This window comes from Bacillus sp. FSL W8-0102 (assembly GCF_038007225.1).
GTDB lineage: Bacteria > Bacillota > Bacilli > Bacillales > DSM-4216 > Bacillus_O > Bacillus_O smithii.
In genome coordinates this window covers 1,115,034-1,141,007 of the sequence record NZ_JBBOWT010000001.1, presented here as the reverse complement: position 1 = coordinate 1,141,007, position 25,974 = coordinate 1,115,034, and the positions used below count along the sequence as shown (strand labels likewise).

The following is a 25,974-nucleotide window of genomic DNA, read 5'->3' as shown; positions in this document are numbered from 1 at the left end:
TCTGCTTGTCCACTTCCCTCACTGCTTTGTCAATCTTTTTACTATCTTTGAAATAATAGCCGCCGCTTGAAGAATTTGATCTTCTGTATTATTAATGCCGAAGCTAAATCGGATGGAGTTGGTCAAACGGTCAGATTGGCTTCCGAACATAGCTCGGAGAACATGAGAAGGATCCACAGACCCAGCTGTGCATGCAGATCCACTGGAAGCTGCTATCCCTTCTAAATCCAAGTTCACAAGCATCGCTTCCACATTCGTGCCAGGAAAACTCAAGTTTACTACATGTGGAAGAGACTGTTCAAGCGTTCCGTTGATTGAAAAATCGACTCCTTCTTTTTTCAGCGTTTCGATGAGCAATTGCTTCAATTTATGGTAAAAAGCATATTTTTCCGGCTTTGTCTTTTGGGAAATTTCCACTGCTTTAGCAAAAGCAGCAATCGATGCGACATTTTCCGTTCCTGCCCGCCGTTTTCTTTCCTGTTCCCCACCGTGAACCGTTGGAATTAAGCGAACACCGTCCCTAACATACAGGAAGCCTACTCCTTTCGGTCCATTAATTTTATGACTGGAGACAGACAATAAATCGATATGAAGGTCTTGCACATCGATGTCTGCCAATCCGTATGCTTGAACTGCATCCGTATGAAAAACAGCTTGATGATTCGTTAACAACTCTCCAACTTCCCGGATCGGCTGCAGCGTACCAACTTCATTGTTGGCGAACATGATCGAAACAAGGATCGTATCGTCCCGCAAAGCCTTCTTCAACTCTTCCACAGAAATACGGCCGGTTTCATCCACCGGTAAATAAGTAACTTCAAATCCTTCTTTCTCCAAAAATTCACATGTATGCAAAACAGCATGATGTTCAACGGCTGTCGTGATGATATGTTTGCCTTTATCCGCCATGCCTCTGGCCACACCAATTAACGCCAGATTATCCGCTTCAGTCCCACCGCTTGTAAAAATAATTTCATCAAAGTTGGCATGAATGCTTTTCGCAATGAATTCTCTAGCTTGATCCACTACTTGACGAGCGTCGCGGCCAAAGTAATGGATGCTGGACGGGTTTCCATAATGATTTTGCATGGTTTCGGTTAAGACTTGGATCACTTCCGGGTGAACAGGACTTGTTGCTGCATGATCCAGATAAATGCGTTCCATTTTGAGAAATTCCTCCTTAAATGTAAAACATATAGGCATCCGATTCGCCTCGATCGGTATAATTCGCTAAGTCCTCCAATGTTGTGCTCTCAAGAACGTCCTTCACAGCATCTCGAATGCGCATCCATAACTCTCGTTTTGGAGGATCTTCATCTTCGATTCCTTCCACCGGGCTAATCGGACCTTCCAATACACGGATAATATCACCTGCTGTAATTTTGGAAGGGTCTCTGGCAAGTACATAACCTCCGTATGCTCCGCGGATGCTTTTGACCAAACCAGCATTTCTTAGTGGAGCGACTAGCTGCTCTAAGTAATGCTCGGATAAATCATGCGTTTTTGCAATGGAGCGCAAGGGGGTCGGTCCCTCTCCGTATTTCTTGGCTAACTCAATCATAATCGTCAAGCCGTATCGGCCTTTAGTGGAAATTTTCATATTTTGCACCTCTATTCAATTCATTTTTTGATTTTTGCATTTTATGGATAAAGTAATCAGTGATTTTTTGACATTGTGGAAGTGTTATGCCTACAATCGTACCCATGAACAGACTAAATAAAATGGTTCCGACATGTACAGGTCCTCCCAAAAGAAAGCCCATTATGAGAACGATTACTTCCATTCCCCTTCGAACGTGGGAAACTTTCCATCCAGTTTTCGAAGTAACGGCAATCATTAAACTATCTCGAGGTCCGGCTCCAATTTGGGCAGAAATGTAAATACCCATTCCGTATCCATTGATGATGATGCCGAGCAGAAACATGCACAGCTTTCCTAAAAAGCTGTGGGGTGTTACGATAAAAGGCAGACTTAAATACATATCCATGAATATGCCAACAAGAAGCATATTTAAATAAGCGCCAAATTGAGGCCACTCTTTCATCAGTAAAGCAGATAAAGCTAAAACAGCCAACCCTACAAGTATTGACCAAGTCCCAACCGTTAACCCTAGTTTATAATATAATCCTACATGCATCGTGTCCCAAGGTGTTGCTCCGAGATCCGATCGAATCATGAACACAAGGCCGAGAGACATGACAAGCAAACCAGTCATAAAAACGACTAATCGAAAGATGATATTCCCCTTTGTTTTCACATAAACGCCCCTTTAGATCCCCCGCGTAGAACAAATAAAGATTAGCTTTTGTCATTATAGCATACAATCTAAGCGAATACAGTTGAACTTGCCTTTTCCTATGGTAAGTTATTGTCAAAGATGTTTAAAAGACAAAAGACATTTTAAAAACGGGAAACCGATATAACTTTAGATCTGGAGAGATGAAGTATGAGTACAAAACCGTTAGCATTTCGAATGAGACCGAGAACCATTGATGAAATTGCCGGACAAGAACACTTAGTCGGAGAAGGAAAAATCATTAGAAGAATGGTCGAAGCAAAACAGCTTTCATCTATGATTCTTTACGGGCCGCCCGGAATAGGCAAAACTTCCATTGCTTCCGCGATTGCCGGCAGTACTCAATATGCTTTTCGACAACTGAATGCAGTCACCAATAACAAGAAAGATATGGAAATTGTCGCTGAGGAAGCGAAAATGTCCGGAAAAGTGATTCTGCTTTTAGACGAAGTACATCGTCTGGATAAAGGGAAGCAAGACTTTCTTCTTCCTTATCTTGAAAATGGCATCATTACATTAATCGGAGCTACAACCAACAATCCATACTTTTCGATTAATCCGGCTATTCGCAGCCGCTGTCAAATATTCGAATTAAAGCCGTTAACCCCGGATCAGATTCTCTCATTGTTGAAAAGAGCTCTTCATGATGAAAAACGGGGACTCGGAAAATGGAACATTCAAATCGACGAAGACGCGTTGCTCCATTTCGCGCATGGATCAAACGGAGATGCTCGCAGTTCTTTAAACGCGCTCGAATTGGCTGTCTTATCTACAAAAGAGGATGAAACCGGTATGATCCACATTAATCTTGAAATAGCAGAGGAATGTCTGCAAAAGAAAAGTTTTGTTCATGATAAAGATGGAGATGCCCATTACGACGTACTCAGCGCTTTCCAAAAGTCCATTCGAGGAAGCGACGTAAATGCCGCGCTTCATTACTTAGGAAGGCTGATTGAAGCTGGCGACCTTCCCAGCATTTCAAGAAGGCTTCTTGTCATCGCTTACGAAGATATCGGCCTTGCCAATCCTCAAGCTGGAGTTCGAACATTGGCCGCCGTCCAAACAGCAGAGAAAATAGGCTTACCTGAGGCGAGAATTCCTTTGGCAGCAGCCGTTATCGAACTTTGTTTGTCTCCAAAATCCAATTCTGCCATCATGGCCATTGATTCGGCTTTAGCGGACATTCGAAAAGGGAAAAGCGGAGATGTTCCAGACCATTTAAAAGATGCCCATTACAAGGGAGCCAAAGCGTTAGGAAGAGGAATCAGCTATAAATATCCGCACGACTATGAAAGCGGCTGGGTAAAACAACAATACTTGCCAGACACATTAAAAGATGCCGTCTATTATCACCCAAAAACAACCGGGAAATTCGAAAAGGTGCTGGCATCCGTTTACGAAAATATTTCCAAACTTCAAAACGATCATTCTTAAAACCAAATAAAACGATGTCAGGATCACTCGAACGGCAGATTCCCCTTATATTCATGATTGACATAAAGGTTTACGACTTGTCATACCGCTATTTTTCAAACGCAACTGACGAGGATCAATTTGCCGGTGATGATCTCTTCATTACCAATTTTTATCAAATGGAGCGATTTCTAAAAAGAAAAAGAAAAAGTAGACTATTTTCTTTACAAAAATCTTGACTCTTTTCAAAAAAATAAATTAAAATGATATTCGTCGCATTTTATGTTATTTTGTCGAATAGAGAGAAAGGAGTGGTTTTTTTGAAAAAAATTGGGTTAGCTTGGCAAATATTTATTGGGCTAATCTTAGGAATTATCGTCGGGGTTATTTTTTATGGCAATTCCTCCGTTCAAGGATTCCTACAACCTATCGGCGATATATTCATAAGACTCATTAAAATGATTGTAATCCCGATTGTTGTTTCCAGCCTCATCGTCGGAGTTGCTGGTATTGGCGACATCAAACAATTGGGAAAATTGGGCGGTATTACACTGCTTTACTTTGAAATCATTACCACCATCGCAATCATTTTAGGGCTGTTGGTAGGTAATGTCGTGAAACCAGGTGTTGGCGTAGACATACACTCTCTTCATAAAGGTGATATCTCAAGTTACTTAAGCACCACAGAACAAGCAACCTCTCACTCATTTGCAGATACCATTGTCAACATCGTCCCTGACAATTTATTTAAAGCATTGGCGAACGGTGATATGCTAGCCATTATCTTTTTCTCCGTTATGTTCGGGCTCGGAGTTGCCGCGATCGGAGAAAAAGGAAAACCTGTACTGAAATTTTTCCAAGCAACTGCCGATGTCATGTTTAATGTGACAAACATGGTCATGAGGTTTGCACCGTTTGGCGTTTTTGCCCTTATCGGCATTACCGTATCGAAGTTTGGAGTAAGTTCTTTAATTCCGCTAAGTAAACTTGTATTAACAGTTTACGGAACCATGATCTTATTTATTCTGGTCGTTTTAGGATTAGTTGCCAAACTATTTGGCATTAATATCTTTCATATCTTTAAAATCCTAAAAAACGAGTTAATCCTTGCTTATTCCACTTCCAGTTCAGAAACCGTTCTGCCAAAGTTAATGGAGAAAATGGAACGATTCGGATGTGCAAAAGGGATTACCACTTTTGTCATTCCTACCGGTTATTCCTTCAACTTGGACGGCTCCACTCTTTATCAATCAATAGCCGCCATTTTTATCGCCCAGATGTACGGCATTCATCTTTCAATTGCTGAACAAATTTCCCTAGTGTTAGTTCTTATGGTCACTTCCAAAGGAATTGCGGGGGTTCCCGGTGTTTCATTCGTTGTGTTGCTTGCGACACTGAGCACCACCCATTTACCAGTGGAAGGATTGGCCTTTATAGCTGGAATTGATCGAATTATGGACATGGCACGTACAGTTGTCAATGTTATCGGAAATTCACTTGCTTCTATTATCGTTTCCAAATTGGTTGGACAATACGATGCTGAAAAAGGAAAAGAATATTTGAAAGAAGTCTCGTAAAGAAATAAAAAGCTTGTCCGTATTTAGTGGACAAGCTTTTTTCATCTCTTTTCAAGAAACGTGTTGATCTGCATTTCACAGCTTTCCACTAATTCAGAAAGCTTTTCCGTTACCTCTTTTCTTCGGCATGACCCTCTAGCACTTCGTTTTGAACTGTTCGATAAAAATTCAACATTGACTTCTTAGAAAATAAGATACATGCAACGGAATGTTCATCCGCACTTAGTCCCCTCGTACGGACAACCCAAGCAACGAATAAAATGCCATTCGTTAATTGTTGACCACTCGTCATATTTTCCCAACCAATATTAAAATGGTCCCAATGACTAATAATCCAAAGAACAACGTCCATATTACATACTGTAGATGAGCAAATTCGCTAACATAAATTTACAACCAAACAAAAAAGAAGACATGAACCCGATTCCTTGGTTAGAATAGATGTGCCACAACTACTCACAAGGGGGTTCATGTCTCATGAATAGATTAGCACATCACCTAGGAATCCACAAGTTTTTGACGATGTTGGGGTTGGCACTTTATTTCTCAAAACCTGTCATGAAGCATCTCGTTCATATCGTGGATGCGATGATTACAAAGGGCTTTTCGGGAACACTGACCGATCTACATCACGGGAGTTTTCATCCGAACCATCGCACGACACTCAGCCATTTTTTCACGAAAAGCCCATGGGAAGAAGAGACGTTGCTTCGCAAACTCCAGCAGTGGGTGCTTCATCGTGTCGAACGCAGCTCGAAACGAGAGAATCAACCCATTTTTGTTTCGATCGATGATACGATTTGCCAAAAAACGAAGCCCTCGTCACGGGCAACACACGCCATTCAAGGGTGTGATTGGCACTATTCTCACGCAGAGAAAAAGTCGATCTGGGGACATTCTCTCGTTTGGCTCATGGTTCATACGATGACCCAAGCGTTTCCTTTTGCCTTTCGCCTCTACGACAAGACGGCGGGGAAAAGCAAAGGGGAACTCGCGATCGAGATGCTTTCTTCGTTGGATGTGAGTCGACCCGTTTATGTGCTCATGGACTCTTGGTATCCATCGAAAACCCTCGTGGGAGCCTGCTTGAAAAAAGGGTTCCACGTCATCGCGATGCTCAAGACGAATCGGATTCTCTATCCAAAAGGGACGGCCATTCAAGCAAAGGAATTTGCCAAATCTATGGAGCCACGGGATACCCGCCTCGTCACGGTGGGAAAAGAGCGTTATCGGGTGTATCGCTACGAAGGTGCTCTGAACGGTCTCAAGGATGCCGTGGTGCTGCTCGCATGGAAAGCCGATCAGCCGATGACACCGAAACATCTTCATTGCGTCTTGAGCACCGATCGCGAGCTAAGCGATGAAGACATCTTGTGCTACTATGCCGAGCGTTGGTCGATCGAATGTTTTTTCCGTCAAGCGAAAGACCAGCTGAAACTCGATGGATACCGCGTTCGCGGGCGTCGGGCGGTGAAACGGTATTGGATCTTGGTGCAACTTGCGTATGTGTACAGCATGTTCGAGTCGAACAGTGATGTTTCGGATGGGCTCGATCTCCTGCGCAAGAGAAAAGGACATAGCCTCGTGGAGTTCATTTATCGTGCAGCAAAACAAAATATTCCCATTGATGCCGTGAAAAAACAGCTCCACGTGGCATAAGGGGTACCCCGTTTGTCTCTTTTTCGTATGGTAATCATTGTTAATAAAAATGCTCATCTACAGTTACATACATAATGAATGATCCTATCCTTTCCTTGATCTCATTATATTTTCTTTAACAATAAAATTGATAAATCCTTGCAGGATGATTCAAAAAATACGAAAAGGATTGTTCCAATGAGCCTTTATCTGTATAATTAGTTGTAAATACATTTGTTTACATATGTAATTACAGGAGGAAATCTTCAATGAATGACGCATTAAAACAAAACACTCGCAAGCTCCTAGGTATAGCCGGTTTCGCTTGGCTGTTTGACGCCATGGATGTCGGAATGCTGTCGTTTATCCAAGCCGCCCTGCAAAAAGATTGGAATTTGTCGGTCAAGGAAATGGGATGGATTGGAAGCGTTAACTCCATCGGTATGGCAGCAGGCGCCTTTTTATTTGGTTTGCTGGCTGACAGAATCGGAAGAAAGCCGGTCTTTCTGATCACGTTGCTTCTCTTTACGATCGGGAGCGGATTATCGGCGTTCACAAGCACTCTTGTCTTATTTTTATTCTTCCGATTTTTTATCGGAATGGGCCTAGGGGGCGAACTTCCCGTTGCATCAACACTTGTATCGGAAAGCGTACCAGCCAAAGATCGTGGCAGAATCATTGTTCTTTTGGAAAGTTTCTGGGCAGGCGGCTGGTTGCTTTCTGCTGTCGTCTCCTATTTTATTATTCCAGAATACGGTTGGAGAATGACATTATTATTAGGAGCCATTCCGGCACTGTACGCCCTGTATTTACGCTGGAATTTACCCGATTCTGCCCGTTTTCAATCGGTAAAAACAAAACATTCTTTCATTCTAAACATAAAAGAAGTATGGTCTCGTCCGCATATTCGAAAAACGATCATGCTATGGATCGTCTGGTTTTGCGTCGTGTTTTCTTATTACGGCATGTTTCTTTGGCTCCCAAGCATTATGGTCATGAAAGGATTCAGCTTAATTAAAAGTTTCGGCTATGTGCTGATTATGACTCTTGCACAGCTTCCCGGCTATTTCACTGCTGCCTGGCTGATTGACAGAATCGGCCGTAAATGGGTCTTAATGATCTTTTTGCTGGGTACTTCCATCAGCGCATGGCTTTTTGGAAATGCGGAAACTTTGCCGTTGTTGATCACTTATGGAATTTTACTATCTTTCTTTAACTTAGGCGCTTGGGGAGCACTTTATGCTTATTCACCGGAACAATACCCGACGGCTATCCGCGGTACAGGGGTTGGAATGGCCACTTCTTTCGGACGAATAGGAGGCATCCTCGGTCCGCTTTTGATCGGCTTTCTTGGAAGCGAGACTTCCATCTCCGCCATCTTCTCTATTTTTTGTGCGGCGATTATCATCAGCGTTGTCAGCATCGCCCTATTGGGAACGGAAACAAAAGCGAAAGAACTGGCTTAATGCCGAAAATGCAGCTGATTAGATGAGGGAAAGCTTCGATCCATCACTGTACCAAAAAAAGCGATGATCCTTGGAAAGAACATCATCGTTTTATTACGGCAGCCTAAATGATGAACGATGACGTCGTTTCTCCATACCTTTACCAGCATGGCAAACAGGTGTCATTCTCTTTGCCTTTATTTTCATGGATTACTGCTCAAAAAAGAAATGCTTGCCTTAAAAATAAAAAGCCGCCTGTACCGGCGGCTTTTACCCGTTTTGCACCCGTGCTATTTCTATTCCTTCTAGCAGCTTTCTAACCACGTAAGAGGCCATAATCAGGCCGCATACAGATGGAACAAACGCATTCGAAGATGGGGGCATTTTCGCTTTTCGAATACTTGCTTCGTCGTTGCCGACCACTTTGCGGACGTCTTCGCGGATAACGATGGGGCTTTCATCGGAAAACACAACAGGGACCCCTTTTTTGATCCCCTCTTTCCGCAATCGGGTACGAACCACTTTCGCAATCGGGTCAGTGTGCGTTTGGGATATATCGGCAATCCGAAATCGGGTTGGATCCATCTTATTAGCGGCTCCCATGCTAGAAATGATGGGAATATCTCGTTTCAAACATTCTTTCATTAAATGAATTTTATAAGTAATGGTATCGGATGCGTCAATGACGAAATCAGGGCGATAGCCAAAGAATTGCTCATACGTTTCTTCCGTATAAAACATTTTTAAGGCGATGACTTCACAATCAGGATTTATATCCGCGATTCTTTCTTTCATCACATCCACCTTTGCTTTTCCGATCGTGGACAGCAAAGCGGGAATTTGCCGGTTCACATTCGTTATATCCACTACATCTTTATCCACCATTACAATACGTCCAATTCCGGAACGTGCCAACGCTTCAACAGCAAAGGAACCGACTCCTCCAACGCCTAGTACAGCAACCGTGCTGTTTGCTAATTTTTCCAGCCCTTCTTTTCCAATCGCTAATTCATTTCTCGAAAATTGGTGAAGCATATTCTCACTCCTATTATGTAATCAGCCGTTGCCTAAGCTCGACAGTTTTTTCGCCAAAAACTATCTTACCGCATCTAATAGAAAGGATTCAATAGACGTTTTTATGGAGGATAGTCGAATGACCTGCCTGATAAGAAAGCCTTTTCATTCAATACGCAAAAACAACCGCTGCATGCAGCGGTTGTTCATCAAAGCAAAATGGTTTATTCGGGCTATTAAGTCTACGGAAACAAAAGTACGAGTCCCAATCGTGCCGTTGTCAAAGATCTATACGTTTTGAACCCGCTCTCGGCAGGTGGGTGCCCTGTTTTAAGCTTTGCAAGTCCTCCATCCAGAGAAAGAGGCATTTGCGCTACTTAAAAACTCCAGGCTCCCGTAAATCTAAGTGTTCGGTCAAAACAGAATAGGTTACTAACGTACACATCAGGACTCGTAATCGTTACTGATATATTAACATAGCCTTCTTGATTTATCAACATTCAATACACATAATCTTTACCCATTTTTTTCAACAGACAGTCTCAAATGCAACTCTTCCAGTTGGCTTTGACTAACTTCCCCCGGTGCATCCGTCAACAAGCAGCTTGCACTGGCCGTCTTCGGAAAGGCAATCGTATCGCGCAGATTAGACCGGCCAGCCAGAAGCATGACGATCCGATCCAGTCCTAATGCGATTCCTCCATGCGGCGGAGTTCCATATTCAAACGCTTCAAGCAGGAAGCCGAATTGTTCCTCTGCTTCTTCTTTTGTAAAACTTAGCGCTTTAAACATTCTCTCCTGTATATCTTTCTCAAAAATCCGCAGTGAACCTCCGCCCAGTTCATAGCCATTGAGAACGATATCATATGCTTGGGCCCGTACTTTTTCAGGCTCGCTTTCAAGGTACGGCAAATCCTCTCTGAAAGGCATCGTAAACGGATGGTGGGCAGCGTAATATCTTCCGTCTTCTTCGTCATACTCAAGGAGCGGCCAATCGGTTACCCATAAGAAATTAAATTGATTGTCATCGATCAGACCTAGTTCTTTTCCAAGTTTAAGACGAAGAGCACCGAGAGCATCGGCCACAATCGATTTTTTATCTGCGACGAAAAGAAGCAAATCGCCGCTCTCTGCTTCCGCCGTTTTCTTCAGCTGATCTTGTTCTTCTTCGCTGAAAAATTTGGCGATCGGTCCTTTTAATTCTCCATCTTCTACTTTTAGCCATGCGAGACCTTTAGCACCGTAACGCGCTGCAAATTCTGCCAGCTGATCGATATCTTTTCGGGAATACTGGCCTGCAGCTCCTTTGGCGTTAATTAACTTTACTTGCCCCCCTTGAGCTACGGCATTGGCAAATACTTTAAAACTTGAATTTTTAACAATTTCAGAGACATCGATCAGTTCCATGCCAAAGCGGGTATCCGGTTTGTCGGAACCATAGCGGCTCATTGCTTCTGCATAAGTCATTCGCGGAAATGGTTCGGTGATTTCCAGTCCTTTGACTTCTTTCATTAATCGTTTCAACATTCGTTCAGTCAAGTCCATAATATCTTCTTGACTTAAAAAGCTTGCTTCGATATCGATTTGAGTAAATTCCGGTTGGCGGTCAGCGCGCAAATCTTCATCTCGAAAACAGCGAGCAATTTGATAGTAGCGATCAAATCCCGACACCATTAACAACTGTTTAAAAATTTGGGGAGATTGCGGAAGTGCGTAAAATTCTCCCGGATGCACCCGGCTCGGTACTAAATAATCGCGTGCTCCTTCCGGTGTGCTTTTTGTCAAAATCGGCGTTTCTACCTCGATAAATCCTTCTTCATCAAGAAAACTGCGAACCGATTTTGTAATGTTGTGACGCATTTGAAACGTTTCAAACATCGTATTTCTACGCAAATCCAAGTAGCGGTATTTCAAGCGCACATCTTCCGAAACTTCGGTCCGGTCTTCAATCGTAAACGGCGGATTTTTGGCTGCGCTTAAAATCGTCACTTCATTCGCCTGAATTTCAATGGTCCCAGTTTTAATATTGGGGTTGATCGTTTCACGACTGCGCGCCACCACTTTGCCTTTTATGTCAAGAACATACTCGTTTCGAACTTTATCTGCTGTTTCATAAGCTTCTTTTGATGTTTCCGGGCTGAATACCACTTGGACAATTCCCGTCCGGTCACGCAGATCCACAAAAACCAAGCCGCCTAAATCTCTTCTTCTTTGCACCCATCCTTTTAAAACGACCTCTTCACCAATGTGCTGGTCTGTAATTTCTCCACAATAATGAGTTCTTCCAAACAATCTTTTCTCCTCCTCAATTGATAGACATAGATGAAATGGTTCATTGATCTTGGCATTTACCCCTCTGTTTTGCAGAGAGGTCGATATACAGATCGATTCGTACTTTATATTTCTTTTAATTCAGAAACAAGCCGGTCAATAGGAACTTCTCTTTGCTCACCTGTTTCCATCTGTTTTAGGACGACCACCTGTTTCTTTAATTCGTCTTCACCTAAAATCGCCGCAAAGCGAGCGCCTAACCGGTCCGCCTGTTTCAACTGAGCTTTCATTTTTCGATCTTGGTAGTCTTTATCGGCCCGAATTCCGGCATGGCGAAGCTCTTGCAACAGCTTGACGGAATAATCTTTTGCTTCCTCTCCTAAAGAAACAAGAAAACAATCGAGACCTCGTTCTACAGGCAATTTGACTTTTTCCGCTTCAAGTGCCTGCAAAAGTCGTTCGATGCTGAATGCAAAGCCAATTCCCGGCATTTCCGGACCTCCCAAGTCTTGGACAAGTCCGTTATATCGTCCGCCGCCGCATAAAGTCGTAATGGCACCGAATCCTTCAGCATTGCTCATAATTTCAAAAGCGGTATGATGGTAGTAATCCAATCCGCGGACAAGCGTAGGATCTACAATAAATTCAATTCCAAGTTCCTTTAAATAAAATTGAACTTTATCAAAAAACTTTCTGGAAGGTTCTGTTAAATAATCCAATATCGATGGAGCCGTATTCATCAATTCATGGTCGCGATCTTTTTTGCAGTCTAAAATCCTCAGCGGATTCTTGTCCAGCCGATTTTGACAATCAGCACAAAATTCACCGATCCGAGGTTTGAAATGCTGAATAAGAGCTTCCCGATGAGCAAGTCGACTTTCTTTATCGCCCAACGAATTTATGACAAGTTGAATATTTTTTAGACCTAACTTTTTGAAAATAGTCATTACAACTGAAATGACTTCAGCGTCTATAGCCGGATCCTCGCTTCCAATCGCTTCAACCCCAAACTGGACAAATTGGCGAAAACGTCCGGCCTGAGGACGTTCGTAGCGAAACATCGGCCCTGTGTAAAACAGCTTAACAGGCTGATTAGGATCTCCGTACAATTTATTTTCCACATAAGAACGGACGACAGAAGCGGTTCCTTCCGGTCTAAGCGTCAGACTGCGTCCGCCCCTGTCTTCAAACGTGTACATTTCTTTTTGCACAATATCCGTTGTATCTCCGACTCCGCGCTGAAAAAGCTCAGTGTGTTCAAAAATCGGAGTACGAATTTCAGAATAATTATAAGTCCGACAAACCTCTTTGGCCGTTTGCTCAATCCACTGCCATTTTTCTACAGTTCCCGGAAGGATATCCTGAGTGCCTCTTGGAATTTGTATCATGATTTCTCCTCCTTCGTACCTAACCACTATGTACATGAGTTCTTACGGATGAACCCATCGGGCTAATAAAAAACTCTCGCCCCTTGCTTGCGCTTGCCAAAACAAGGGACGAGAGTAGATTCCCGTGGTACCACCCTAATTGGAGCGAAAATTGCTCCCACTTTGTCCGTTAACGCCATCTGCGTTCCCTCCTACTAAAAGTTCAGAGGGAAACCTAAGGAGTGTTTTTCGTTAAACAGCCATGCAGAAACGCTTTCAGCCCAAGGCATTTCCTCTCTTTGCATGCGTTTTTAACTACTCTTCTCCCTCATTGGTTTTATCTATATGTGTTTGATAGAATTCGCACATGCCAATGTCCTTAGTATAAGGAATTTCTCAAGAACGTTCAAGCCTCTTTTTTATCCGCTTGATTTCGTTCAGAGACACACCGAATTCAGAAGCAAGCTCCCATAAATTCGCTTCTTCTCTATCTATTCGATCATGGAAATGGATGCCAAATAAAGGCTTGTTTTCACTTGAGACCATTGTTTGTTTATCGTTTGCCCGCATGATGATACCTGCCTTTCGTAAAATCTGATCCATCCGCAATGAGATTGTTTCTATTATTTCCTTTTTCCTAATTTTTCATAAAAAAACAGGATTTTTTTTGAAAAAGAAGAATTGAAACAATGAGTTCCTTTCAAAAGACGGATCAGAATCAAAACAGACATGGATGGTGAGTGATGGGTACACGTTTTTTGACGTTGTTTCTTTTGTCGCTTTTGATTGTTTTGCTTCAGACTAGCTTGGCTTACGCAAACAGCATCACCGTAAACACCGATGTCGTCAATGTTCGGGAAGGCCCCGGCTATTCTTTTGGAATCATCGGCAACGTGAAAAACAACGAAACCTATTCTGTGCTGGAATCACAAAACGGCTGGTACAAAATTGAATTAAAGAATGGAACAAAAGGATGGATCGCCGGCTACTTAACTACGTTGGCTCAAAAACAGAGCGATTTCAGCCGACAAGGGATCATCATAGCAGACCACGTCAATGTTCGAAACATTCCTTCAGAGCAAGGAGATATTGTCGGAAAGTTGAATAGCGGAGATTCAGTGAAGGCCGAACAAACGAAAAATGAATGGGTGCAAATCGAATACCAAAACCAAACAGCTTGGGTAAATCAACAATTTATTCGCCTCAATGATCAAAAAGAAAACGTTTTGAACAATAGGATGGCCGTCGTTCTTTACAACAATACCAATATTCGAACTGAACCATCTACCGATTCCGCTGTTACGGCAAAAGCAAATGCGGGTGATCGTTATCCGATCAACAAAGAGGTTGGAAATTGGTATGAAATTGATTTATCGAAAGGGCAGACAGGGTATATAGCCAGCTGGGTAGTCGCTGTTCATCAAGCCAATGTTTCTTCCCAATCAGCACTGGATCTAAGCGTTCTAAAAGGAAAAACCATCGTCCTTGATCCGGGGCATGGAGGAAAAGACCGAGGAACAAAAGGAGCAAGCGGCACTATGGAAAAAATTTTAACGTTGGAAACAGCAGAACGTTTATACGAAAAATTGGAACGGGCTGGGGCGCATGTTTTTTTAACAAGAGAGGATGATTCCTATATTCCGCTGGCTTCGAGAGTGGCCATGTCCCAAATTTTAGGAGCCGATGCCTTCATAAGCATCCACTTTGACAGCAACCACAATCAAAATATTCGGGGCTTTACCACTTATTACTATCATCCTTATCAACAGAGGCTGGCTCAAGCGGTGGAAATGCAAGTAAAAAAAGCAAGTCCGCTTTTTTCTCTCGGCGTTAAAAAAGGCGATTTTTATGTACTAAGAGAAAACAGTCAACCTTCTGTTTTGCTTGAACTTGGTTTTTTAAGCAATCCACAGGAAGAGCAAACCGTTATCACCCTGCCCTATCAAGAGCAGGCAACAACCGGCATTTACAACGGTCTCATTTCTTATTTTTCACAATAAAAAGGCGGCCAGTCGGCCATCCTCTTAAAATCACGTTATTTGCTTTCCAATATTAAGGTGACCGGCCCATCGTTGACTAATTTGACGTCCATCATCGCTCCAAATCGGCCGGTTTCCACGTGCACGCCTTTTTCGCGCAATAATTCATTAAAACGATCATATAAAGGCTCTGCATGGCTCGGTTTAGCGGCGTTCATAAAATTGGGACGCCGTCCTTTTCTCGTATCGCCATATAAAGTAAATTGCGATATGGAAAGAATTTCTCCATTTACATCAAGGATGGATAAGTTCATTTTTCCCTTATCGTCTTCGAATACTCTTAGCCCGGCAATTTTTTCCGCTAAATAAGCGGCGTCTTCTTCTGTATCTTCATGAGTGATTCCAACTAGAAGGACAAAACCGGATGAAATTTGTCCGACCGTTTTTCCGTCCACTTCGACGGAAGCTTCTTTGCTTCTTTGCAGTACGACTCTCATTTTCCACACCCTTAATTCATAATTCTTCTTACCGCATAAATGTCTGGTATTTGCTTAATTCGTTCCACCACTTTATGCAAGTGGCTGACGTTGCGTATGAAAATCGACATGTGTATTCTAGCTACTTTATTGCGATCGGATCGGCCGGTAACCGCTGAAATATTGGTTTTTGTTTCATTGACCACTTGGAGGACTTCATTTAATAAACCGCGGCGGTCATAACCCGATATTTCGATTTCTACGTTGTATTCTTTATGATTTTCCGGATTGCTTTCCCATTCGACCGGAATTAAACGATTTTTCGTCTCTTCAGTATGGATATTAGGACAATCCGCACGATGAACGGAAATACCGCGTCCTTTCGTAATATAGCCGACGATGTCATCTCCAGGAACCGGATTGCAGCATCTTGAAAGGCGGAGCAGCAAATTATCGATTCCTTTTACTCGAACACCGACATTCGTTTTACTAGTAGTCGGGAATGTTTTCAGCTCTTTGATCGCCGATTCTTGAACACTGATTTCTTCATCTCTCTGTTTTCTCAATTTTTCCGTCAATCTGTTGGCGATTTGGGCAGCGGTAATGCCATTATAGCCGACAGCTGCGTACATATCTTCTTCCGATGAGAAATTGAATTTTTCAGCTACTTTTTTAATATTTTCCGGCGTCATTACTTCTTTTAAATCAAAATCCATATTGCGGATTTCTTTTTCTACAAGCTCCCGACCTTTTTCAATGTTTTCTTCTTTCCGTTGTTTCTTGTAAAACTGTTTAATTTTATTTTTCGCTTGGGACGTTTGGGCCAATTTAATCCAGTCTTGACTTGGACCGTAAGAATTCTTGGACGTCAATATTTCCACGATGTCCCCAGTTTTCAGCTTGTAATCAAGAGTCACCATTTTTCCATTGACTTTTGCACCGATCGTTTTGTTGCCGATTTCCGAGTGGATTCGATAGGCAAAATCGATCGGAACAGAGCCGGACGGAAGCTCGATGACATCTCCTTTTGGAGTAAATACAAATACCATATCGGAAAATAAGTCAATTTTCAGAGATTCCATAAATTCTTCCGCATTGGCCGATTCTTTTTGAAACTCAAGAATTTCACGGAACCAAGAAAGTTTCTTTTCAAAAGAAGAGTTTTCATCAAGCGTTTTTCCTTCTTTATATGCCCAGTGGGCAGCAACCCCGTATTCAGCGATGCGATGCATATCAAAAGTCCTGATTTGAACTTCCAGAGGATCGCCTTTCGGACCGATGACAGTCGTATGCAGCGATTGGTACATATTAGGCTTCGGCATGGCAATATAATCTTTGAAACGCCCCGGCATCGGTTTCCAGCATGTATGAATGATTCCAAGCACCGCGTAACAATCTTTAATGCTGTTGACTAAAATTCTTACAGCCAATAAGTCGTATATTTCATTGAATTGTTTGTTTTTTATGACCATTTTTCGGTAAATGCTGTAAATATGTTTAGGACGGCCTGATATTTCTGCTTCAATCGAGACTTCTTTCAGCCGCTCCCTCACTTCTTCAACGACCTCTTCCAAGTATTCTTCGCGCTCTGCCCGCTTTCTCTTCATCAGATTGACAATTCGATAATATTGCTGCGGGTTTAAATAGCGAAGTGCGGTATCTTCCAACTCCCACTTGATTTTAGAAATTCCCAGCCGGTGAGCAAGCGGGGCGAAAATTTCCAGCGTTTCATTGGCGATTCTGCGTTGTTTTTCAGCCGGCAAATGTTTCAACGTACGCATATTATGCAGACGATCAGCAAGCTTAATCAAAATCACTCGAATATCTTGAGCCATAGCCAAAAACATTTTCCGGTGATTTTCCGCTTGCTGTTCTTCATGAGACTTATATTTAATCTTGCCAAGCTTCGTGACTCCATCCACAAGCATGGCAATTTCTTCATTAAATTCCCTCTTTAAATCGTCGAGGGTCATTTCCGTATCTTCCACGACATCATGCAAAAAACCCGCTGCCACTGTTGCAGGATCCATTTCCAAATCCGCTAAAATGCCCGCAACCTGCACCGGATGCATAATATAAGGTTCCCCGGATTTCCGGTATTGATGTTTGTGCGCTTCTTCTGCCACACGATAGGCCTTATATACTAAAGCTACATGCTCTTCATTTAAATATTGTTTCACCCGATCGATTACTTGTTCGGCGGTTAATACCTGATCTTTCGCCATATAAATACTCACCTTTGTAATTTTAAAAATATTTGGGTATTGAGTTTTAAAAATAACTTTATTTTTCTATTATCTTTAAAAAAAGAATAGATGTAAAGTCATCTATTCAAATTTATTGAAAAGAATGTTGAATTTTGTCGATTAATCTTTATTACAGCCCTTTTCGCCATTATCTCCTGCCAATCTGAGCCGCCATTTTCTCTGCCTTGCCCGCTGGACAATGAAAAGGATTCATCTTTCGTTATCGTTCGACCTTTTTAAGAAGACCAAAAAGCCCTTATAAAAAGGGCTTTTCATCCATTTTTTCGTCTTCGGCTAGTAACATTATTGTACCGCTTAAAACAAAATTGTCCAAGCGTTTTCCATCAAAAATGAGCGTTTCTCTACATTTGATCGAGTCGCATCAGCAAAAACACTCGAAAAAAGAGTGCCATACCTTAAAACTCTCATAAAAGAGAGTCGTTTATTCGTATTTCATTAACGCCAGAATATCGTACCCGTCCAGCTTTTTGCGTCCTTCCAGATAGGCCAATTCGATTAAAAAGGCAATGCCAACAACGATACCGCCGAGTTGTTCCACCAGTTTAATCGTTGCTTCGATTGTTCCTCCGGTTGCCAATAAATCATCGATAATCAATACTCTTTGCCCCGGTTTAATGGCATCTTTATGGATGGTTAACACATCTTTTCCATATTCAAGGCCATACTCCACTTTTACCGTTTCTCGAGGAAGCTTACCTTCTTTTCTTACAGGCGCAAATCCAACTCCAAGCGCATAAGCAACAGGACAGCCTACAATGAACCCACGCGCTTCAGGTCCTACGACTATATCTACTTTTTTCTTTTCTGCATAGGCTACGATTTGATCAGTCGCAAATTTAAACGCTTCGCCATTATCCATGAGCGGCGTGATATCTTTAAATTGCACTCCAGGCTGAGGCCAGTCAGGCACGACAGCAATATACTTTTTCAAATCCATGTTTTAGTTTCCTCCTCATGATTTTGAGACAAATAAAAATATTGATTAAACCAATCTCTCAATTGTTCGTAGTTTGAATATAACAGTTCGTTCTCGATTTGATATTGCTCCTGTTTTTCGCGGTAAGCTTTGGATTCACTTAAATCTCGCTTAGCCGGCGCTTCATTTAATGAAATAAGGCCATCTTCTATTGTAACAAATCCAAGTTCTAAAAACACTCTGGACATGAACTCAATCGTTTCTTTCGACCATCCCCGGTATTTAGCCAAATCGCCGCTGTATCGTTTTAAATCAAAAGTTTTCTGTTTGAGAAGAAAAGCATAATACCATTTAAAATGCTCCCTTGTGGGCACTGTACTGAAATAATGCTGCTTTTCTTGATAAAAATGGGCATAAATTCTGTTCGGACTCTTATGAGAAAGCAAGATTTCCATATATTCTTTTTTTGGAGGCAAATCCATAAAAACGATATTTCGGCCGGAAATATCGAGATTAGCGGCTGTTTCCAAATTAGAAACGACGACAAGATCTTTTTCAAGAGGTTGAAGTCGAAGTCGGGCTATCGTGTCTTCATGAAAGACAATCAAAATCCTGTCATCCGGAACAAGATCCATCCACTTATCGAGTTGCCGCATTCCCCTGACATCGAACAACTGCCATTCTTTTACTTGAATATCCTGCAGGACGATCTGCGGCTTTTTGATATGATTCCATTCGTTGATGCCAAGTTCTCCGATAACCGAAACCTTCGATTGAGGAGCTATGTGATCAGCCATTTCTCCCATGCCGAAACCGATAGCGTCCAAAGAGGCGTCACCACTGGCGAGCTGCATTTTCAAATGAGATTGATCTGCACCGATTTTCCGCATGTTGCGAAAAGCCAGATCCCCCAGTAAAAACGTTGGCTTCGGATTTTCAGTACCAAAAGGGGCAAGCAGCTGAAGTTCTTCAATCATTGACAGCTCGGCATCCTCCAGGTTTATGGCCATATCCACTTCCGTTTGTGGTATAAAATCTTCCTCATTCAGCTGTTCTCGAGCCAATTCGATCATTCGGCTGCGCAATCGATCTACGTCTTCGATTTTCATCGTCATTCCTGCTGCCATCGTATGCCCGCCAAAATGGGGCAATAGATCGCGGCACTCCGATAAGCTATCAAACAAATTAAATCCTTGAATGCTGCGGGCAGATCCTTTTGCAAGCCCGCTTTCCCGATCAAAGCTTAAAATAATAACGGGTCGATAGTATTTTTCAACAAGCCGAGAAGCAGCTATCCCGATAACGCCGGGATTCCAACCTTCTTTCCCAATCACAAGGACGGGATTCCGGTCTGGCGGATAGGAAGTTTCAACGATTTCCACTGCTTCTTTCGTCATCTCATTTACCATTTGCTGCCGATCTGCATTCATCCGATTAATCTCATCTGCAATGGAAAGAGCCGTTTCTTGATCTTCCGCAAGAAGCAAGTCAACGGCGGGATACGCAGAATCCAATCTTCCGGCGGCATTCAGTCTAGGGGCTATCATATAACCAATAGTATCTTCATTGATCTCTTCTAAGGATACGCCGTTTAATCGACAAATCGCTTGAATGCCCAAACGACTTGTCTGCTGCAGTTTTTTTAAGCCTGCTTTTACAAGAGAACGGTTTTCTCCCAAAAGCGGCACTAAATCAGCAACTGTCCCGATGGCGGCTAAATCTAATAGATTCTCCGGCAGCTCGCCATATAAAGCGTGTGCCGTCTTGAATGCCACTCCTACACCTGCCAAATAAGGAAACGGATAATTTCCTTCCGGATGCTTGGGATGAATAACGGCAAATGCTTCGGGAATGACAGGACCAGGTTCATGATGGTCCGTTATAATGACATCCATTCCCAATTCCTTTGCCAGAGCCGCTTCTTTCACAGCCGCTATCCCCGTATCTACGGTAATGATCAAATGAATATCGCGCGATTTTGCCAATCGAAAAGCATTTTCATTAGGTCCGTATCCTTCGGTAAATCGATTCGGTATGTAATAATCAACATTCGCTCCTAAATCTTGTAGAGCGGTAACCATAACCGATGTACTTGTCACACCATCGGCGTCATAATCTCCATATACCAAAATGTTTTCTTCGTTTTTAATGGCCTCTTTTATGCGACGAACTGCCTTATCCATATCTTTTAAGAGAAATGGATCGTGAAAGCTTTCTCCTTTATCAAATAAAAAACACCGTGCCGATTCTACCTCGGTAATACCACGGTTCACTAACAGTTCGGCCAAAATAGGGCTGATAGCCAGTTCATTTGACAATGTTCGAACAGTCTCATCCGAGAGATGTTTCCGAACAATCCATCGGGTTTTTGGTTTTAACATACGTTCACCCCTCAACTCATCCTATTATACAAAACTCATATTCTGCTTTCAATGACGGATTCACCCTTCACAGTTAGATGCCATGAAAAAAGCCGCAGGATGATCCTGCAGCTTTTAAAAGATGTTATTTATTTCATTTATACTTGCGGTTCGTCGCTCCATTTGCGTTTTTCTTTATACGTTTTTAAGGAACCTTTCTTCTTCAATTCTCTTTTTTTCATCACCAACCACAATTGAGCGGCAATAAACAAGGAAGAGTAGGTTCCGAAAATCAATCCGATGAAAAGAGCAATGGAGAAATTGCGAATCGATTCGCTTCCGAAAAGAAGCAGCGCCACAACAGTAATCAACACGGTTAAAACCGTATTCACCGAACGGGTAAACGTTTGCCGCAAGCTGCGGTTTACAATATCGGCCAATTCTTCATACGATTTAATGCGGCGGCGTTTTTTCAGATTTTCCCTAATCCGGTCAAACGTGACGATCGTATCATTTAAGGAATAACCGACGATTGTCAACACGGCGGCGACGAATGTAAGATCTACTTCCAGTCTCGTTAAACTAAAGACGGATACGATCACAAATACGTCATGCAGCAAGGCAGCGATGGAAGAAATCCCCATGTAAAATTCGAAACGAAATGCAAGATAGATAACGATCCCTATGGAAGCGATGATCAAAGCGTAAATCGCATTTTTGACCAGCTCTTTTCCAACAATAGGAGATACGCTGCTCACATTCGGCTCGTTTCCAAACTGCTTGTGGAAATGTTCTTTTACTTGCGCAATTTCTTTTTTGGTCAACGCCTCTTTAAATCTTGCTGTCCCGATATTTTTCTTATCGCCGGATATCAAAATTCGATCTGCTTTCAGATGGACAGCCTTCAGCTCATTCGCTACTTTTTCCTCCGTCAATGGCTGATTCGCCATAATTTCCAATCTCGTTCCACTCGTAAAATCAATACCCAAGTTCAACCTGTAGATTCCTAACACGATCATACCGGCAATGATCAAAATCAATGAAAAAGCAAAAAACTTGCGGTGATGCTTGACAAAATCTAAACGGTCAAATTTCGTACTCAAATCTAATGTATCTACGTTTTCTTTTATATCGTGGATATCTTTTTTGCGCACTCCAAACCATCCTGGACGGTTCTTGACCAGTCCGCTTTGAACAATTAATCCAAGCAAAACTCTCGATAACCAGACAGCGGTGATAAAGCTGACGATGATGCTGACAATTAAACTGGTCGCAAAACCTTTGACAGAGCTTGTCCCGAAGAAAAAGAGAACGGCAGCCGCCAAAAGAGTCGTAATATTGGCGTCAATAATGGTCAATAAAGAGTTTTTATTACCGGCTTGAAAGGCAGACCGAATGCTTTTTCCAACCCTTATCTCTTCCTTCACCCGTTCAGCCGAGATGATATTGGCATCGACCGCCATTCCAACCCCAAGGATCAGAGCCGCTATTCCCGGAAGGGTCAACACGGCGTGCATCCAATCGAATATCAAAAGTACTAAATAAATATAGATGGAAAGGGCAATCACAGCGATGATACCTGGCAACCGATAGTAAAAAATCATAAATAAGTAAACGACTGCAATCCCGATGATTCCGGCAAGAACGGTATCATGCAACGCTTGTTCACCGAATTGGGCGCCGACCGATGTCGAGTAAACTTCCTTCAGCTTCACCGGCAATGCGCCTGCATTTAACAAAGAAGCAAGGTTTTGGGCTTCTTTAGTGGTGAAGTTGCCCTCGATCGTCACTTGATCCGTGTCTAACACTTCGTTTACGTTAGGCGCGGATATAAATTTCGGATGTTTTTTCTGAATTTCTTTTTTAAAGGAATCTTTTCCTTCTTCAAAATCAAGCCAAATGACAAGCTGGTTATTGGGAGCCATGCTAACAATTTTTTGAGTGACCTTTTTAAATTTATTCCGGTCCTTTAATTTAAGCACAACATTCGGCTTGCCATCCTGCGAAAATGATTGCTTCGCTCCTCCGGAGACAAGATCCGAACCATCAAGCATCACATGGTCATTGACATCGCGAAACGTCAAGTTGGCTTGAGTCGATAGCATTTCACGAGCCTGATTTTGATCCTCCACCCCTGCCAGCTGGACGCGGATGCGATGACCATTCTCAATCTGAATACTCGGTTCGCTTACCCCGAGAACATTAATCCGCTTATCAAGGGCTTCGGCTGTATCCGCTACTACTTTATCCGTAATTTTTTGTCCTTTTTTCGCTGGTTCGACTTTATACAGAACTTCAAAACCGCCCTGCAAATCAAGGCCCAGCCTGATATGATTCAAAATATTTTTAGTTGTTGCCCCCGCCAAGCTTCCGATTAGAATCACAATCAAAAAAAAGGCAACAATACGGCTCCGCTTTACCATTCCAATTAAAGCCTCCTTAAATATGTACTGCGAAGATACAAAAAAATTCTGGCGAATAAGGCACCAGAATCGCTCAACGTATTTATTATGAAGCAGAAAAAAGAAGCTGTCAATTTATCATCGTTCTTTTTGTGGATGAAAAAGGTATTGGATTTCTTCTCGATTTTGATCTGTCAACAAAGGAGAGGTACGATACGCTTCCACCGTTGCATAATTCATAAAATCTCCAGGTTTCAGTGCAATAATATCGCTTACTAATTGATAGATCCGCACATCTTGTTGGGCATTCTTCCATTTTTTCTTGATGAAATAATTCCATAATGAATCCAGTTGAACCGACTCATAGCCTAACAGCCGAAATTCTTCCACCTTGCTGACAAGAGCTGGTGTTAATCGATGATAAAACCGCTGATATGGGTGATGATTTTTTTTCATGTTCATCCCGCCTTTTCCGATAAATGAACATCTTGTCATGCTTTGTCCATTTGTTTGCATATATATCATTGTAAAAGATAACGGTACAGTTGAGAAGGCAGGGAGGAAAATGTCGAAGTTTCTTAGAGGAACACTCATATTATTAATAGCGACCTTTGTGACCAGAATCTTAGGGTTTATCAATAGAATTGTGATAGCTCGGTCCATCGGTGAAGAGGGAGTCGGATTATACATGATGGCCTACCCGACTTTTATACTCGCTGTTACATTGACGCAAATGGGGCTTCCTGTGGCTATCTCCAAAAGTGTGGCGGAAGCTGAAGCAAGAGGTGATTTTCGGAGGATCAAGAAAATCCTTGTCGTCTCACTTGGAGTCACGATTTCTCTCTCGCTCATCTTTACACCTGGATTGCTGTTATGTGCGCCTTTTATCTCCAAAACTTTGTTTACAGATGAACGGACTTTCTATCCGCTTCTGGCCATCGCTCCCGTTATCCCTGTCGTTGCCGTCTCCTCGGTTTTAAGGGGCTATTTTCAAGGTAGGCAAAATATGAAACCATCCGCGATATCACAAGTATTGGAGCAGGCGATTAGGATCGCTCTCATCGCCGTTATGACAAAGGCCTTCCTACCCTATGGCGTAGAGTTTGCGGCCGCAGGGGCGATGATCGCCTCCGTGCTCGGCGAACTTGGATCCCTGTTATATCTGTTTACCACGTTTAAAATGAAAAAGAGATTCCGCGTGCGAAACCACTTTTTGAAAACCATTTTTTCAGGGGGAGATGTTTTTAAAGAATTAATGGTTGTGGGAATACCGACGATGGGCAGCAGAGTGATCGGCTCCTTGTCTTGGTTTTTAGAACCGATTGTCGTTTCCCGCAGTCTGGCCATCGCTGGAATAGCCTCCGGTGTGGCCACGCAGCAATACGGGATGTTAACGGGCTTTGCGTTGCCGCTATTACTGCTGCCTTCTTTTATTACCACTTCTTTATCTACTTCATTAGTACCGGCGATCAGCGAGGCCAATGCCCATAAAAACTATCGGCTTTTGGAATACCAAGTTCAAGAAGCTTTGCGATTTTGTCTAGTCACCGGAGGACTGGCTGTCATTATTCTTTATTTGTATGCCGAACCATTGATGCAACTAATGTATGGATCAAATAAAGGGGCAGTGTTTATTCAATTGATGGCTCCTTTCTTTCTTTTCCAGTATTATCAAGGACCTCTTCAGGCGGTTCTGCAGGCGCTGAATCTGGCGGATGCAGCGATGACCAACAGCTTTATCGGCTCTTTTGTAAAATTGGCCGTTATTTTCGTACTCGCCTCCCAGCCTTCATTCGGCATTTACGGAGCGGCACTTGGGATTGTGACGGGAACCATGTTAGTGACGTTGCTTCATCTAATGACAGCCGTTAAAAAATTATCTTTAACGATTTATGTAAGAGATTATCTTCATTTTATATTTGTCGTCGTGGTTGTCATTATATTCTCCAAACTGGCAGATCAATATGTACTCACCACGGAAAGTCCATTCATTCGTTTTCTGGCGGGAGCCACTTTCACTTCCGTCCTTTACATCATCATTTCCGGTGCAGCTGGTCTTATTAAAAAAAGAGATTTGCTAAAAATTCCCATTGTGAAAAAGTGGATATAATTTCACTCAAACCGGCTTTCATGCAAAAATGATGAACGAAGCAAGGTTCCATTCGGTTCACTTGAAAAGGGGGAATCAGTCCTTTTCAACCTTGCTCTTCCTTCTTCATAAAGGCCATGCTTAAGAAAAACCGCAAATTGTCCGCCTAACGATGAAAACAAAGCCGTTTGACTCAATTTCTTCGCTCTTGTCCATTGGCTAAGATTGTTGACTCTCTTCATCGGTTCTTAGCGGAGAGGCTTTCTTATCAAGATAAAATGGATTGTCCAGGAATTCACCAAACTCCCTCTTCTTGTCGCTCACCTTTTTTAGTATGTGTGAATAATGACGGAATAAGTCGGGAACTTGGCTTCTATTAACTTTTGCTTCTAACCTAACAATGAAGCGCATATGCTTGTACTGGGAAAAATTGAAATTTTCAGGCGGGAGGAGAAGCCATTTT

Annotated in this window: 19 protein-coding genes, 1 other RNA gene and 1 other annotated feature; of the genes, 6 read left to right on the top strand and 14 right to left on the bottom strand. The window is 42.5% G+C overall.

Features of this window, described 5'->3' with window-relative positions:
* Window positions 1-18: 18 nt before the first annotated feature.
* Genes N1I87_RS05505 through N1I87_RS05495 form a run of 3 tightly spaced genes read right to left on the bottom strand, consistent with a single transcriptional unit; the run spans window position 19 to window position 2,258 of the window.
* Window positions 19-1,164 (bottom strand): cysteine desulfurase family protein, encoded by a 1,146-nt coding sequence (locus N1I87_RS05505; protein ID WP_048623737.1) that lies wholly within the window; start codon window positions 1,162-1,164, stop codon window positions 19-21.
* A gap of 16 nt (window positions 1,165-1,180) precedes the next feature.
* On the bottom strand, window positions 1,181-1,600 hold the full coding sequence (cymR, locus tag N1I87_RS05500; protein ID WP_003355470.1) for a cysteine metabolism transcriptional regulator CymR: 420 nt from the start codon (window positions 1,598-1,600) through the stop codon (window positions 1,181-1,183).
* Window positions 1,584-2,258 carry a YczE/YyaS/YitT family protein gene (locus N1I87_RS05495; RefSeq protein WP_174521048.1) on the bottom strand — a complete coding sequence of 225 codons (675 nt, stop codon included), beginning with the start codon at window positions 2,256-2,258 and terminating at the stop codon, window positions 1,584-1,586. Before N1I87_RS05495 ends, cymR begins: the two co-directional genes overlap by 17 nt.
* Window positions 2,259-2,447: 189 nt before the next feature.
* Here N1I87_RS05495 and N1I87_RS05490 point away from each other — a divergent pair, with 189 nt between their 5' ends.
* The 4 genes from N1I87_RS05490 to N1I87_RS05475 all read left to right on the top strand — a co-directional run bounded on the left by N1I87_RS05490 (window position 2,448) and on the right by N1I87_RS05475 (window position 8,391).
* Complete coding sequence (locus tag N1I87_RS05490) at window positions 2,448-3,731, top strand: replication-associated recombination protein A (RefSeq protein ID WP_341100931.1); 1,284 nt, start codon at window positions 2,448-2,450, stop codon at window positions 3,729-3,731.
* A gap of 299 nt (window positions 3,732-4,030) precedes the next feature.
* Window positions 4,031-5,287, top strand: a complete 1,257-nt coding sequence (locus N1I87_RS05485) for a cation:dicarboxylate symporter family transporter (RefSeq protein WP_341100930.1) — start codon at window positions 4,031-4,033, stop codon at window positions 5,285-5,287.
* A 477-nt stretch (window positions 5,288-5,764) separates the two neighbouring features.
* The gene (locus tag N1I87_RS05480; protein WP_003353085.1) at window positions 5,765-6,946 is read left to right on the top strand and encodes an IS701 family transposase; all 1,182 of its coding nucleotides are present in this window, start codon (window positions 5,765-5,767) and stop codon (window positions 6,944-6,946) included.
* Window positions 6,947-7,194: 248 nt separating this feature from the next.
* A complete protein-coding gene (locus tag N1I87_RS05475; RefSeq protein ID WP_341100928.1) occupies window positions 7,195-8,391 on the top strand; it encodes an MFS transporter in 1,197 nt (398 codons plus the stop codon).
* A gap of 249 nt (window positions 8,392-8,640) precedes the next feature.
* Here the strand turns inward: N1I87_RS05475 and N1I87_RS05470 are convergent, their stop codons facing one another.
* The 5 genes from N1I87_RS05470 to N1I87_RS05450 all read right to left on the bottom strand — a co-directional run bounded on the left by N1I87_RS05470 (window position 8,641) and on the right by N1I87_RS05450 (window position 13,592).
* A complete protein-coding gene (locus tag N1I87_RS05470) occupies window positions 8,641-9,405 on the bottom strand; it encodes a tRNA threonylcarbamoyladenosine dehydratase (RefSeq protein WP_003355475.1) in 765 nt (254 codons plus the stop codon).
* A 237-nt stretch (window positions 9,406-9,642) separates the two neighbouring features.
* Window positions 9,643-9,838: non-coding RNA, 6S RNA (gene ssrS / locus N1I87_RS05465), on the bottom strand.
* 62 nt (window positions 9,839-9,900) lie between these two features.
* Window positions 9,901-11,676 (bottom strand): aspartate--tRNA ligase, encoded by a 1,776-nt coding sequence (gene aspS, locus N1I87_RS05460; protein ID WP_341100926.1) that lies wholly within the window; start codon window positions 11,674-11,676, stop codon window positions 9,901-9,903.
* A gap of 104 nt (window positions 11,677-11,780) precedes the next feature.
* Window positions 11,781-13,046: a histidine--tRNA ligase gene (gene hisS, locus N1I87_RS05455; RefSeq protein ID WP_341103285.1), complete on the bottom strand. Its 1,266-nt coding sequence runs from the start codon at window positions 13,044-13,046 to the stop codon at window positions 11,781-11,783.
* 98 nt (window positions 13,047-13,144) lie between these two features.
* Window positions 13,145-13,363: a binding site (T-box leader), on the bottom strand.
* A gap of 55 nt (window positions 13,364-13,418) precedes the next feature.
* Window positions 13,419-13,592, bottom strand: coding sequence for a hypothetical protein (locus N1I87_RS05450; protein WP_340395997.1), 174 nt, complete (start codon window positions 13,590-13,592; stop codon window positions 13,419-13,421).
* Between the two features lie 173 nt (window positions 13,593-13,765).
* Between N1I87_RS05450 and N1I87_RS05445 the strand changes: the two genes are divergently transcribed.
* The gene (locus N1I87_RS05445; protein ID WP_341100924.1) at window positions 13,766-15,022 is read left to right on the top strand and encodes an N-acetylmuramoyl-L-alanine amidase; all 1,257 of its coding nucleotides are present in this window, start codon (window positions 13,766-13,768) and stop codon (window positions 15,020-15,022) included.
* 35 nt (window positions 15,023-15,057) lie between these two features.
* Here N1I87_RS05445 and dtd read toward each other — a convergent pair whose 3' ends face one another.
* The 6 genes from dtd to N1I87_RS05415 form a co-directional block, all read right to left on the bottom strand.
* Window positions 15,058-15,498, bottom strand: a complete 441-nt coding sequence (gene dtd, locus N1I87_RS05440; protein ID WP_003355480.1) for a D-aminoacyl-tRNA deacylase — start codon at window positions 15,496-15,498, stop codon at window positions 15,058-15,060.
* A gap of 11 nt (window positions 15,499-15,509) precedes the next feature.
* Window positions 15,510-17,702: a RelA/SpoT family protein gene (locus tag N1I87_RS05435; protein WP_341100923.1), complete on the bottom strand. Its 2,193-nt coding sequence runs from the start codon at window positions 17,700-17,702 to the stop codon at window positions 15,510-15,512.
* A 463-nt stretch (window positions 17,703-18,165) separates the two neighbouring features.
* Complete coding sequence (locus N1I87_RS05430; protein WP_003355482.1) at window positions 18,166-18,681, bottom strand: adenine phosphoribosyltransferase; 516 nt, start codon at window positions 18,679-18,681, stop codon at window positions 18,166-18,168.
* A complete protein-coding gene (gene recJ, locus N1I87_RS05425) occupies window positions 18,672-21,041 on the bottom strand; it encodes a single-stranded-DNA-specific exonuclease RecJ (RefSeq protein ID WP_341100921.1) in 2,370 nt (789 codons plus the stop codon). The genes N1I87_RS05430 and recJ overlap by 10 nt, the downstream gene beginning before the upstream one ends.
* Window positions 21,042-21,178: 137 nt before the next feature.
* Complete coding sequence (secDF, locus tag N1I87_RS05420) at window positions 21,179-23,443, bottom strand: protein translocase subunit SecDF (protein ID WP_341100920.1); 2,265 nt, start codon at window positions 23,441-23,443, stop codon at window positions 21,179-21,181.
* A gap of 117 nt (window positions 23,444-23,560) precedes the next feature.
* Window positions 23,561-23,878: a post-transcriptional regulator gene (locus N1I87_RS05415; protein WP_340396000.1), complete on the bottom strand. Its 318-nt coding sequence runs from the start codon at window positions 23,876-23,878 to the stop codon at window positions 23,561-23,563.
* Window positions 23,879-23,987: 109 nt separating this feature from the next.
* Here N1I87_RS05415 and spoVB point away from each other — a divergent pair, with 109 nt between their 5' ends.
* The gene (spoVB, locus tag N1I87_RS05410) at window positions 23,988-25,532 is read left to right on the top strand and encodes a stage V sporulation protein B (RefSeq protein ID WP_341100918.1); all 1,545 of its coding nucleotides are present in this window, start codon (window positions 23,988-23,990) and stop codon (window positions 25,530-25,532) included.
* The last annotated feature ends 442 nt before the right edge of the window (window positions 25,533-25,974 follow it).